Genomic DNA, 12,706 nt, shown 5'->3' on the forward strand with positions numbered 1-12,706 from the left:
CAGCACGGCCCCGCCCGTGGAAAGGAGCACGCGATGGCGGTGGGACTGAGCACCTACGCCTACTTCTGGCGGCTGTCCGAGGCCGCGCCCACGCCGGTCACCCTCGCCGAGGCGGTGGCGGAGACCAGGGAACTGGGCGGCGACGTCTTCCAGATCTGCGACCACCCCCCGGTCGAGGGGCTGTCCCCCGGGCAGCTCACCGAGCTCCGCCGGGTCGCCGACGACCTCGGCGTCCGACTCGAACTGGGCACCCGGGGAGTGCGGCCGGAACACCTGCTGCGGTACCTGGACATCGCCGAGGCCCTCGGAGCGACCTTCGTGCGGTCCATGCTGAACACCGCCGACCACCGGCCGACCGTCGAGGAGGCGGTGGCCGCGCTGGGCTCCGCGCTCCCGGCCTTCGAGGAACGCGGCGTCACCCTCGGCCTGGAGACCTACGAACAGGTCTCGACAACCGACCTGCTGCGGGTGGTGAACGCGGTGAACAACCCCCGGCTGGGGGTGTGCCTGGACCCGGCCAACAGCGTCGCCCGCCTCGAACAGCCCACCGACGTCGTCGACCGCACCGCCGACCGGGTGGTGAACATCCACGTCAAGGACTTCACCTTCACCCGGTCACCGGGCTGGGTCGGTTTCTCCCTCACCGGCTGCCCGCTCGGCACCGGTCTCCTCGACTACCACCACATGATCGGCCGGGTCCGACCCGCCGAGAAGAACATCAACCAGATCGTCGAGCACTGGCTGCCGTGGCAGGGCACCTTCGAGGAGACGGCCCGGCTGGAGGACCAGTGGACGCGGCACAACATCGAATTCCTGAGGAGCGAGTGATGGCTACCGAGCAGCTGACCGTCGCGGTCATCGGCGCCGCCGGCAAGATGGGCCTGCGGGTCTCGGCGAACCTGGAGCGGAGCGACTTCCGCGTCCTCTACAGCGAGAACTCCCCGGCCGGGCGGGAACTGCTGGCCGGCAAGGGCCGCGAGGTCATCGACGGCGTCGACGCCGCGAAGGAGAGCGACGTCGTCATCCTGGCCGTGCCCGACATCGTCCTGGGCACGGTGTCCGAAGCGCTGGTGCCGGTGATGCGCCCTGGCGCGATCCTGCTGACCCTCGACCCGGCCGCCGCCTACGCCAAACTGCTGGCCCAGCGGGACGACCTGCACTACGCCGTGGCCCACCCCTGCCACCCCTCGGTGTTCCTGGAGCGCACCACCAAGGAGGAGTGGGCGGACACCTTCGGCGGCATCGCCGCCCCGCAGGAGGTCGTCGCGGCCATCGAGTCCGACGACACCGAACGTCGGGACGTCGCCGAGACGGTCATCCGCACCATGTACGCCCCGGTCGTGGACGTGCACTGGGTGACGGTGAAGCAGCTGGCCGTCCTCGAACCCACCCTGGTCGAGACCATCGCCTGCATGATCGGCTCCCTGCTCAAGGAGGCGTTGGAGGAGACGGTCACCACCGTCGGCGTCCCGGAGCCCGCCGCCAAGGCGATGCTCTACGGCCACACCCAGGTGGCGTTGGCGAACACCCTCAAGGGATCGAACCCGTTCTCCGAGGCCTGCCTGATCGCGATGGACTACGGCCGGGAGACCATCATCAAGGACGACTGGAAGAAGGTCTTCCAGGACGACGAGCTGGACAAGGTCATCGCCAGGATGCTGCGGATCAAGCAGATCAACCGCTGAGCCAGGCCCCCGCGCTCACCACGGGTCGACCGCTGCCCCCGGGTAGTCGATCGACGCGGCCAGCCGCCGTCCTCGGGGAGCCCCCGCGTCACCGCGGGGGCTCCACCGCGTCGTCAGGTCACCCGTTGTCCGGCAGGAGCACCGGCTGGTCCACCACCCACAGCCACGTCCCGTCCTCCTGGCGACGCGCGACCTCCACCGCCATCTCACCGGTGGTCAGCGTCGAGACCGTGAGCGCCAGATCCCCGCTCACCAGCGCGGGGTGTTGCCGGCCCGGCTCGAGCTCCGGGGCGGCCGCGACGAACCGCTCGTACACCTCGCGGATCTCCGCGTGCCCCTTCGAGACGGTGCCCGGCGGGAACGCCAGCACGGCATCCGGCTCGTACAACGCCACCAACCCGTCGACGTCCCCCACGTTGCCGCGCTCGATGAAGTACCTGCCCAGGTCGTTCGGTTCGGTGGCCACTGCCCTGCTTGTCATGGGAACAGCCTCGCAGCGAAACACGACACCTCCTGTCGTGCTTTCCAGTAGGTTTCCCGGGTGCGCGCCGACCGGTTGGTATCGCTGGTGCTGTTGCTGCGGCAACACGGCCGGCTGTCCGCGTCCGCGCTGGCCCGGGAACTCGAGGTGTCCACCCGCACCGTGCTGCGCGACGTCGAGGCGCTGTCCACCGCCGGGGTCCCGATCTACGCCGAACGCGGCCGGCACGGCGGTTTCGCCCTGCTGCCCGGTTTCCGGACCGAACTCACCGGGCTGAACCACGACGAGGCGCTCGCCCTGCTGGTCGTCGGATCGCGGCGCGGCGCGCAGGCCTTCGGCCTCGGGCCGGCGCTCGCCTCGGCGATGCGCAAGGTGGTCGACGCGCTCCCCGAGGGTTCCCGGGCCAGCGCGGCCGGCGCGGTCCAACGGCTGCTCGTCGACCCGGAGACCGATCTCCTCGAACGCCGGCTCGTCGCCGAGGAGGTGGTGCCCACCCCGGTGGTGGCCGAGGTCCGGCGGGCGGTGTTCGCCGGGAGCAGGCTGCGCATCCACTACGCGGCGGCGGAGCAGCCCCCGGCGTGGCGCACGGTGGACCCGATCGGCCTGGTCACCGCCCGGGACCAGGTGTACCTGCTGGCCACCAGGTCCGGCGCGGACCGCACCTACCGGCTGTCCCGGGTCCTGGCCGCCGAGGCGCTCCCCGAACCGGCGCGGCGACCGGACCGGGTCGACCTGGCCGGGGTCTGGCGGGAACGCGGCAGGCGGTTCCGCGCCGGCGGGCAGCAGATCACCGTGCTGGTACGGGTGAACCCGGCGCGGCGCGCCGAGTTGGTGGGCACCGCGGTGGCCGTCCACTCCGAGGACACCGGCCCGGACGGCTGGCCTCGACTGGAGGTGTCCTTCCAGGACGCCAGGCACGCCGAGTGGGCCTTGTGGCGGCTCGCCGCCGACGCGGAAGCCCTGGAGCCCCAGTGGTTGCGGACCTCCCTGCGAGACCGGGCCGCCACCCTCGCCGCCCGCTACGCCACGCCGTCCTGAGCACCGCCGGCCTCGCCGCCCGAACGTGCGCAACCCCCGCCGGTCAGCTCGAACGCCCCCACGGCACCCTCCCGGCCTGGAACGGACGTCGCCCGCGTCCCGGCCGAACGCGGCGCGCACTCACCCGGTGGTGGAGGGTCTCGACGCGCGATCGAGCAGCGCTGGGCATCGACGACCTCCACCGAGGCCACCTAGGAGTCCAGGCCGTCCACGGGCACCACCCCCGAGCACCACGGCGCCGTGGCGGCACCCCGTCCCGGTCCGAGCGGGTAATCGTCCACCCGCCCGACCACGACCCGGCGCCAGCGCATGGAGGAGCGCGGCCCTTCCACCGGGCGACGCCGGCCCACCCGCCCTACCGTGGGCTCGGCGGCGCACAGCGGCGGAGGTGGGGTGGCGGATGGAAGCCGAGATCAGGCTGCGAGTCGACGGCACCACGCACACGCTGCGGGTGGACACCCGCACGTCCCTGCTGGACGCGCTCCGCGACCGGCTCGGAAACACCTCCCCCAAGAAGGGCTGCGACCACGGGCAGTGCGGTTCGTGCACCGTCCTGCTGGACGGCCGGCGGATCACCAGCTGTCTCGCCCTGGCCGTCTCGCACGACGGCGCCGAGGTCACCACCGCCGACGGCCTCGCCCCCGGCGACACGCTCCACCCCGTGCAGCGGGCCTTCCTCGACCAGGACGCCTTCCAGTGCGGCTACTGCACCCCCGGCCAGGTCTGCTCCGTCGTCGGCATGCTCGCCGAGGCCACGGACGGCCGTCCCAGCCACGTCACCGGCGAACTCACCGGCCCCGTCCAACTGACCGACGAGGAGATCCGGGAACGGCTCAGCGGGAACCTCTGCCGCTGCGGCGCCTACGTCAACATCGTCGCCGCCGTGCGCCAGACCCTGGCGGAGGAGGCGCCGTGATCCCCTTCGACTACCACCGGGCCACCGACGTCGAGGACGCCGTGCGCACCGCCACGTCCCGACCGGACGCCACCTACCTGGCCGGCGGCACCAACCTCGTCGACCACCTCCGGCTGGGCATCACCTCCCCCAGCCTGCTCGTCGACGTGTCCCGGCTCCCGTTCGACGACATCGACCCGCTGCCCGACGGCGGCGTCCGGGTGGGAGCCGGGGTCCGCAACAGCGACCTCGCCGCGCACCCCACCATCCGCCGCGACTACCCGATGCTGGCCGCCGCCCTCCTCGCCGGCGCGTCCTGGCAGCTGCGCAACCTCGCCACCACCGGAGGCAACCTGCTCCAGCGCACCCGCTGCGCCTACTTCCAGAACCCGGCGACCCCGTGCAACAAACGGGAACCGGGCTCCGGCTGTTCGGCGCTGGCCGGCTGGCAACGCCACCACGCCATCCTCGGCGCCTCCGAACACTGCGTCGCCGTCCACCCCTCGGACATGGCGGTGCCACTGGCCGCGCTGGACGCCACCGTCCGGCTCACCGGTGCCCACGGGGATCGGGGAGTCCCCCTCACCGCCTTCCACCGGCTCCCCGGCGACGAACCGCGGCGGGACACCGTCCTCGAACACGGCGAACTCATCACCGCCGTCGACCTGCCCCGGTTGCCGCCCACCACCCGGTCGGCCTACCGCAAGGTCCGCGACCGGGCCTCCTACGCGTTCGCGCTGGTCTCCGTCGCCGCCGCGCTGACGGTCACCGACGGCGTCGTCCGGGACGTGCGCATCGCCCTCGGCGGCGTGGCCCACAAACCGTGGCGGGCCACCCGCGCCGAGGAAACCCTCCGGGGCGCCGACGCACGGCCGGCGTCGTTCCGGGCCGCCGCCGAGGCCGAACTCGCCGAGGCCGAACCACTCCCGGGATCCGCGTTCAAGACGACGATGGCCCGCGAGGCGCTGGTCTCCGTGCTGACCGGCCTCGCCGAGGAGGGAGCGCGATGACCGGCACGCCCCCGCCGGCCCCCGCCGAGTCGGGGCGGCCCCGGGAACGGCTCGACGGCCCGGCGAAGGTGGCCGGCCGGGCCCCCTACGCCTACGAACAGCCTGTCGAGGACCCGCTGTTCCTGTTCCCGGTGCGGTCGACGATCGCCCGGGGCCGGGTGCGGTGGGTCGACACCGAGGAGGCGGAGGCCGTGCCCGGGGTGGTGGCGGTCCTCACCCACCTCAACGCGCCCCGGTTGGCTTCCCGAGACGACCTGGAACTGTGGGTGTTGCAGGACGACGAGGTGCGCCACCACGGCCAGTTCGTCGGGGCCGTCATCGCCGGGACGCCCGAGGTGGCCAGGCACGCGGCGAGCCTCGTGAAGGTCGAGTACCAGCGGGAATGGCACGACGTGGTGCTCCGCGCCGACCACCCGGAGCGCTACCGACCCGACCACGTCAACCCGAGCTTCGACACCGACACCTCGCACGGCGACGTCGACGGGGCGCTCGCCGACGCGGCCGCCACCGTCGACCAGACCTACCGGACACCCGTCCAGCACCACGTGCCGATGGAGCCGCACACCACCGTCGTCCGCTGGCCCGGCGCCGCGGACCTCGGCGCGGTCGCCATGTACGACTCCAACCAGGGGGTGTCCCCCATCCGGAAGGTCCTCGCCCCACTGCTCGACCTGGACCCCGAGCAGTTGTGGATCCACTCGCCGCACGTGGGTGGCGCGTTCGGCTCCAAGGCCTCCCCGAAGGCCCACCACGTGCTCACCGCGCTCGCCGCCCGCCTCGTCCCCGGACGCCCGGTGAAGTGCGCGCTCACCCGGCAGCAGATGTTCGGCAACGCCGGGCACCGCACCCCCACCATCCAACGGGTGCGGTTGGGCGCCGACCGGCGGGGACGGCTGACGGCCATCGCCCACGACGTCGTCGAACACACCGCGCGGTTCAAGGAGTTCGCGGAGCAGACCGCCGTCGCCACCCGCACCATGTACGCCGCCGAGCACCGCCGGACCACCCACCGCCTCGTCCCGCTCGACGTCCCGGCACCGGTGATCATGCGCGCACCCGGGGAGGCGCCGGGCATGTTCGCCCTGGAGTCCGCGATGGACGAACTGGCCGTCGCGTTGGGCATGGACCCCGTGGAACTGCGGATCCGCAACGAACCCGACGCCGACCCGGAGAGCGGACTGCCCTTCTCCACCCGGCACCTGGCGCGGTGCCTGCGGGAGGGCGCCACCCGGTTCGGCTGGGCCGACCGCCCGCCCGCCGGGCAGGGCCGCCGGGACGGCGACTGGCTGGTGGGTGTCGGGATGGCCGCCTCGACCTACCCGCTGTTCCCCCAGCAGGGGTCCAGGGCGCGGATCCGCGCCCTGCCCGACGGCCGCCGGCAGGTGGAGATCGCCGCCTCCGACCTGGGCACCGGAACCTGGACCGCGTTGACCCAGATCGCGGCCGACGCGCTCGCGGTGCCGGCGGAGGCCGTCGACCTGGTCATCGGGGACAGCGCGCTGCCCGCGACCGTCGGCGCCGGCGGTTCCTCGGGGTTGAGCATCTGGGGCACCACCGTCGTCGCCGCCGCGCGGGCCTTCCGGGACCGGCACGGCGACGACCCGCCCGCCGGGGCGGAGGTGGTGGGGGAACTGCCGGAGAACACCGCCGTCGGCCGGTACGCGTTGCACGCCTTCGGCGCCCAGTTCGCGGAGGTGCGGGTCGACGCGGTCACCGGCGAGATCAGGGTTCCCCGGATGGTGGGGGTCTTCGACGTCGGACGGGTCATCAACCCGCGCACCGCCCGCTCCCAACTCATGGGCGGCATGACCATGGGGCTGTCCATGGCCCTGCACGAGGAGAGCGTGGTGGACCCCCGGTTCGGGCACGTGGTGAACGGCGACTACGCCGGCTACCACATCCCCACCAACGCCGACGTCGGCGACATCGACGTCAGCTGGCTGGACGAGCCCGACCCCCTGTACAACCCGATGGGCAGCAAGGGGATCGGCGAGATCGGCATCGTCGGCACCGCCGCCGCCGTCGCCAACGCCGTGTGGCACGCGACCGGGGTGCGGGTCCGGGACGTGCCCATCACCCCAGACCGCCTGCTCGGCCGCCACCGGTAGCCGCGCCGGGACCGAGCGCCCGCCCCCTGAGCGGGACCCGGTGGTCGCGCGACCACCGGCCTACCCGTCGGACCGCCCCACGCCACGCGGACGGATCGAGGACCTCATCCGGTCCCCTGGATCCCCGGCCGGACCACGCCAGGGCGCAGCCGCCGCCCACCAACGGCACCCCAGCTCGCCGGTTGACGACGTCCTCGACACGTCCGGGCGACGCTGATCAGCGTCTCCCCGGAACCGCTCAGAGCACCCGGGCCAGGGACGCCAACGACACGAACGGGTCGCTGCCCACCGGGATGAGCACCGTGCTCGTCACCCCCGCCTCGTGCAGCACGTCCACCCGCCGCCTCGCCTGGTCGGGGGTCCCCACCACGGCCAGCTGCCGCACCCACTCCGCCGGCAGTCGCCGGGCGAACTCGGCGCCGTCCGCGCACCCGTCGCGCAGGGCGACCACCTCGTCGGCGAAGGGCAGCGGCGCCAGGTGGGGCCGCCAGTCGGGTTCGCCGAGGGGCGCCAGCGCGGGGCGGACCGCCGCCACCGCCGCACCCCCGTCGTCGTGGACCACGGCCAGGTTGTAGCCCACCAGCCGGTGGGGGCCGTGCGAGGCGATGCTGCCGAGCGCCGTGCGCGCGTACTCGGGGGACACCGGTTCGGCCAGGACAGTCCCCTCGGCGACCCTCCCGGCCACCGCGAGCGAACGCGGCCCTCGGACCCCGGCGAGCACCGGCGGCGGAACGGCGGGAGGCGTCTCCAACCGGACGCCGTCCAGCCACACGTGCCGACCAGCCACGTCGACCCGTTCCCCGCGCAGCAGGGCCCGCAGGGCGACCGTGTACTCCTCCAACAGGGTGAGCGGGCTCGCCGGCCACGCCCCGACCTGCCGCATCCAGTCCGGCATGCCGTGACCGACGCCGATGTCGACCCGCCCAGGGAACAACTCCGCCAGCGTCGCCGCCTCCATCGCCGCGAACGCGACGCCGCGGGCACCGACCGGCAGGACCCCGATCCCCACCCGGATGCGGTCGGTCGCGGCGAGCACCGCCCCGGCCTGGGCGAAGCCACCCCGGAAACCGAGGTCCTCGACCACCCACAACTCGCCGAAGCCGAACCGCTCGGCCTCCCTCGCGAAGTCGAGGACCCGGCCGGCTGGCAGGTCACGGGGCAGCAACACCCCGGTGGCACGGTCGTCCACGATCATCCCCACTCCTCGATCGCGCCGGGCACTCTGCCCGACATGCTGGTCACCCGGTCCGCGTTCCGGCCGAGGCGTGCCCGACACCGTCATCGTCCTCCGCTGGCGGCCGGGTGGCGCCCGCGGCGAACAGGGCGCAGACCACCAGGACCAGCACGACGATCATCGCGTCCCGCAGGCCGACGTGGTCACCGAGGAAACCCAGCAGCGGCGGGCCGACGAGGAAGGCGACGTACCCGGCGGTGGCCACGGCGCTGACCCGGGCGGTGGCGTCTCCCCCGCCGTCGCCCGCCGCCGAGATCGCCAGCGGGAACCCGAGCGACACCCCCAGGCCCCACACGACCACCGCGCAGGCGGCCACCACCGGGTTGTCGACGAACACCACCGTGGCCAGCCCCACCGCACCGAGGCTGGCGCTGGCCCGCACCACCGCCACCCGGCCGAAGCGCCGAACGACCACCGAACCGCAGAACCTGCCGACGGTCATCGCCGCGACGAACCCCGTGTAGACCAGCGACCCGGACGTCGGGTCGAAGCCGTGCCCGTCGACCATCAGCAGCGGCAACCAGTCGTTCGCGGCGCCCTCCGCGAGGGCGATCGCCAGGGCGACGACGCCGATCAGCAGGATGCGGGAGTCCCGCCACACCTCCCACTGGCGGCGCGACGCGGCCCGCAGGCCCCGGGTGGCCGCCGGTGGACGCTGGCCGAAGCCGGCGGGCACCGCGCGCACGGCCAGGACGGCGGCGGTGGCGCAGAGCCCGGCCACCCCCGCCAGGTGCACGGCGACGGGGAAGTCGACCGCCGTGAACCAGATCCCGAGGAGCGCGCCGGCGACCGTGCCGAGGCTGAAGGTGCCGTGCAGGGTGGGCAGCAGCGGCCTGCCCTGGAGGCGTTCGACCTCGGCGCCGTCGATGTTCACCGCGATCTCGCCGGCACCCATCCCGAGGCCGAACAGCAGCAGCCCGAGGAAGGCCACCACGGCGGAGGCGAGGAACGCGGCCAGCCCGATGACCGCCAGGCCGGCGATCATGAGCATCATGCTCACCGCCGCGACTCGGCGGGTGCCGTACCGGCGGACGAAGGTGGCGGCCGAGATCACCCCGGTCATCGAGCCGATGGAGAGACCGAACAGCACGAGGCCCATCTGCCCGGTGGTGGCGTCCAGCTGGTCGCGGATAGCGGGCGTCCGGGTCACCCAGGAGGCGAGGGAGATCCCGGGTATCGCGAACAGCACCAGCAACGCGAACCGCCGCCGGGCCGTCTCCCGGTGCTCGGGGGGCACGACGGTCCCCTGCTCGTCAGCAGCCATGACAGCGAGTGCACCTCTCGGTTCCACGGGGCGGGTTCCGGCGGGCGGAGTTCCCAGGACGACACGGGAGTGTACGGTCGTACACACACGCGGTGTACGAGTGTACGCACGAAGCCGTGGACGTGGAGCGGACCTCGGTGACCACAAGCGGTCAGCCCGTTACCCACCGTCCCCGGACAGTGCGATAGGGGCACACCCCGCCGGACCAGCGCGTCGACCGGACGCCGCCGGCCAGACGCGGGCACCAGCGCGGGGACCGCCCCCTCAGCGGACGCGCCGTCCCGCCCCTCCTGCTCCGTGCGGGCTCACCTGGTCCACCGAACGCCCGGACCTCCTGGTTCACTGCGGTCGCGCACCGGCTCCGCCCCTCGCCCGGGTCCGCGGGCCCAGACCTGGATGGCCGGCCCCGCACGGGCTCGCCGAGGGCGCGCGGCCACGTCCGGGAAGAGGGCGCGGCCACGTCCGGGAAAATGCTGCGCCAGGACCGAGGACACCTCGACCGGCGGGAATGGCCCAGGCGGCCGCCGCCAGGGGAGACCACAGGACGATCGGGCCCGCACACCGGGCCGGGGACGGGTGGAGCCATGACGACCAGACGTGTGGACCCCGAACGCCGCGACCGCATCATCACCGCTGCCCTGGACCTCATCGCCGAGGAAGGCGTCGCGGGGACCTCCCACCGCAAGGTCGCCCGGGCGGCGGACGTGCCCCTCGGCTCCATGACCTACCACTTCACCGGCATGGACGAACTGCTCCGCGAGGCCTTCAGCAGGTTCGCGGGCGCCGTCAGCGCGCGGATGGACCACCGGCTGGGCCGGGCCCGCGACCGCGAGGAGGCCAAGGCAGCCATCGCCGACATCATCCACCACCACATTTTCGACACCGCCCGGAACCTCGTCCTGACCCACGAGCTGTACACCCTCGCGGCCCGGAAACCCGCCTTCCGCTCGATCACCCACGACTGGATGCGGCGCACCCGCCACGCCCTCGAACGGCACTTCGACCCCGACACCGCCCGCCAGCTCGACAGCCTCATCGAGGGACTGACCATCCAACACGCCCTGGGCACCGAACCCCTGGAACGAGCGTTCACCGTCGACGCCATCGAACGCATCAGCGGAGGGTCCACTCCCAGCCCCCCTGGTTCCTGAGCGCCCCACCGACTCCGCCCTGGTCACGCCACCGCCCTGGTCCGCCACGCGACACCGTCCTGGTCGCGCCACGCGACACCGTCCTCGTCGCGCCACGCGACAGCGTCCTGGTCGTCAACCGGGGTGAGATCGCGCTCCGCGTCATCCGCAGCTGCCGGGAACTGGGCATCCGCACCGTCGTGGCCCACTCGACGGCGGACGACGACCCGCCCGCCACGCGGGCCGCCGACGCGTGTGGGTGCGGAACGGACCAGGTCCCGCCCCGCCTCAACCCGGACCGCTCCACCGACCGTCGCACCACCAACCCGCTGGCGCCCAGCACCACCGCTCGACCCGGTCGCCAGCACCCTGAGGCCACGCCCGCCGACCACCGCCGCGCCTCCCCCCTGCGCGCTCGCCCCCACGTCGCCCGGCCCCCGCGTGGACCTCGCGGTCGCCAACTCCCCCGCTCGGTCCGCAGGACCTCGCCCCCGCAGGCCCTCCCCGCCACGTCGCCGAGCTCCCGCATCGCCCGCGCCTGGCGTGCCCCTTCGCGCGGCCGCCGGAAGCCACCGCGTGGCCGGCTCTGCCCCTCCCCCCACCTCCGGCAATCGAAGACGGTGGGCGGAGCGGCACGGTGGGCGAAGCGACGCCGGTCCGACACCGCCAGTGACCTGGGCGGCGCACACGACCCCGCGACCGCCCCCGGCTCGACTAGGCTCCCGCCGATGAGACGGAAGGCCAGGTCACCGCTGCCGCAGCGCAACGGGTTGGACGCGGCGCGGCTGCGGCTGCCAGCGGACGGCCCGTGGGCGACCCTCCGCGATCACCTCGTCGACCGCCTGCCCCGAGTCGCCCCCGAACGCATCGACGCCCTCTTCCGGGAGGGAGGCTTCGTCGACCACTCCGGGCCGCTCGCCCCGGACAGCCCCTTCGTCCCCCACGCGGTGCTGTGGTTCCACCGCGACCTGCCGGAGGAGGTGCCCGTCCCCTTCGAGATCGGGATCGTGCACCAGGACGAGGACCTGCTGGTGGTCGACAAGCCGCACTTCCTGGCCTCCATCCCCCGGGGCAGGCACATCCTCCAGACCGCGCTGGTGCGCCTCCGCGACGAACTCGACCTGCCCGACCTGGTGCCCGCGCACCGCCTGGACCGGGTGACCGCCGGCCTGCTCATGTTCGTCGTCCGCCCCGAACTCCGGGGGGCTTACCAGACCCTCTTCCGCGACCGCGTGGTGCACAAGGAATACGAGGCCGTCGCGCCGCACGACCCGGCCGTGGAACTGCCCAGGACCGTGCGCTCGCGGATCGTGAAGGAACGCGGCGTCATCACCGCTCAGGAAGTGCCGGGCGCCCCGAACAGCGAGACCCGGATCGAACTCGTCGAGCACCGCGACGGCCTGGGCCGGTACCGGCTGCTCCCGAGCACCGGCCGCACCCACCAACTACGCCTCCACCTCGCCGGGCTTGGCCTGCCCATCCTCGGTGACGACTTCTACCCGATGCTCACCGAGAAACCACTGGACGACTTCACCCGACCACTCCAACTGCTGGCCAAGGCGTTGTCCTTCACCGATCCCGTGACAGGTCGACCACGCCGTTTCGAAAGCCGCCTCACGCTCGGAGCCTGGGACGACTACGAAACCTGGTCCGGGGGCCGACACGACCCGCGCCCCACCCCGTCGGCGAGCCACCCATGAAAGCGGTCTGGATGCTGACCTTCGGCGCCTCCGCCTACCACTCCCACTCTCCGCGATACCGTGTCTCCGCACCGTGCGCACCGCCTCAGCTCCACCGCCCGGCAGGTCTTCCTCCGCGTGCGAGTCAGCTTCGAGAAGGCCTCGTACGACAGCGCGGAGAG

At 73.4% G+C, this 12,706-nt stretch carries 11 protein-coding genes and 1 pseudogene; 9 read left to right on the forward strand and 3 right to left on the reverse strand.

Annotation, left to right across the window (positions count from 1 at the left end; all coding sequences use genetic code 11):
• Positions 1-33: 33 nt before the first annotated feature.
• Together G443_RS09620 and G443_RS09625 are read left to right on the forward strand one after the other, a co-directional pair.
• A complete protein-coding gene (locus G443_RS09620; RefSeq protein ID WP_026418414.1) occupies positions 34-828 on the forward strand; it encodes a sugar phosphate isomerase/epimerase family protein in 795 nt (264 codons plus the stop codon).
• Positions 828-1,685, forward strand: a complete 858-nt coding sequence (locus G443_RS09625; protein WP_026418413.1) for a phosphogluconate dehydrogenase C-terminal domain-containing protein — start codon at positions 828-830, stop codon at positions 1,683-1,685. The genes G443_RS09620 and G443_RS09625 overlap by 1 nt, the downstream gene beginning before the upstream one ends.
• A 118-nt stretch (positions 1,686-1,803) precedes the next feature.
• On the opposite strand, the gene G443_RS09630 is transcribed toward G443_RS09625, so the two are convergent.
• A complete protein-coding gene (locus G443_RS09630; protein WP_026418412.1) occupies positions 1,804-2,151 on the reverse strand; it encodes a YybH family protein in 348 nt (115 codons plus the stop codon).
• A gap of 75 nt (positions 2,152-2,226) precedes the next feature.
• On the opposite strand from G443_RS09630, the gene G443_RS09635 reads away from it, so the two are divergent.
• The 4 genes from G443_RS09635 to G443_RS09650 all read left to right on the forward strand — a co-directional run bounded on the left by G443_RS09635 (position 2,227) and on the right by G443_RS09650 (position 7,217).
• A complete protein-coding gene (locus tag G443_RS09635) occupies positions 2,227-3,204 on the forward strand; it encodes a helix-turn-helix transcriptional regulator (protein ID WP_026418411.1) in 978 nt (325 codons plus the stop codon).
• Positions 3,205-3,604: 400 nt separating this feature from the next.
• Positions 3,605-4,120 (forward strand): 2Fe-2S iron-sulfur cluster-binding protein, encoded by a 516-nt coding sequence (locus tag G443_RS09640; protein ID WP_026418410.1) that lies wholly within the window; start codon positions 3,605-3,607, stop codon positions 4,118-4,120.
• The gene (locus G443_RS09645) at positions 4,117-5,109 is read left to right on the forward strand and encodes an FAD binding domain-containing protein (RefSeq protein ID WP_026418409.1); all 993 of its coding nucleotides are present in this window, start codon (positions 4,117-4,119) and stop codon (positions 5,107-5,109) included. The genes G443_RS09640 and G443_RS09645 overlap by 4 nt, the downstream gene beginning before the upstream one ends.
• Positions 5,106-7,217 (forward strand): xanthine dehydrogenase family protein molybdopterin-binding subunit, encoded by a 2,112-nt coding sequence (locus tag G443_RS09650; RefSeq protein WP_026418408.1) that lies wholly within the window; start codon positions 5,106-5,108, stop codon positions 7,215-7,217. The genes G443_RS09645 and G443_RS09650 overlap by 4 nt, the downstream gene beginning before the upstream one ends.
• Before the next feature lie 238 nt (positions 7,218-7,455).
• On the opposite strand, the gene G443_RS09655 is transcribed toward G443_RS09650, so the two are convergent.
• A complete protein-coding gene (locus G443_RS09655; protein WP_026418407.1) occupies positions 7,456-8,412 on the reverse strand; it encodes an LLM class flavin-dependent oxidoreductase in 957 nt (318 codons plus the stop codon).
• Between the two features lie 43 nt (positions 8,413-8,455).
• Positions 8,456-9,715: an MFS transporter gene (locus tag G443_RS09660; RefSeq protein ID WP_051313818.1), complete on the reverse strand. Its 1,260-nt coding sequence runs from the start codon at positions 9,713-9,715 to the stop codon at positions 8,456-8,458.
• Positions 9,716-10,299: 584 nt separating this feature from the next.
• Here G443_RS09660 and G443_RS09665 point away from each other — a divergent pair.
• The 3 genes and pseudogenes from G443_RS09665 (at position 10,300) to G443_RS09670 (ending at position 12,545) form a co-directional block, all read left to right on the forward strand.
• A complete protein-coding gene (locus tag G443_RS09665; RefSeq protein WP_026418406.1) occupies positions 10,300-10,866 on the forward strand; it encodes a TetR/AcrR family transcriptional regulator in 567 nt (188 codons plus the stop codon).
• 107 nt (positions 10,867-10,973) lie between these two features.
• A pseudogene (locus G443_RS24980) lies at positions 10,974-11,090 on the forward strand (biotin carboxylase N-terminal domain-containing protein); the annotation flags it as partial.
• 483 nt (positions 11,091-11,573) lie between these two features.
• On the forward strand, positions 11,574-12,545 hold the full coding sequence (locus tag G443_RS09670; protein WP_051313817.1) for an RluA family pseudouridine synthase: 972 nt from the start codon (positions 11,574-11,576) through the stop codon (positions 12,543-12,545).
• Positions 12,546-12,706 lie beyond the last annotated feature (161 nt).

The sequence above is a fragment of the Actinoalloteichus caeruleus DSM 43889 genome (assembly GCF_000429185.2).
In the GTDB taxonomy this organism is placed as follows: domain Bacteria; phylum Actinomycetota; class Actinomycetes; order Mycobacteriales; family Pseudonocardiaceae; genus Actinoalloteichus_B; species Actinoalloteichus_B caeruleus.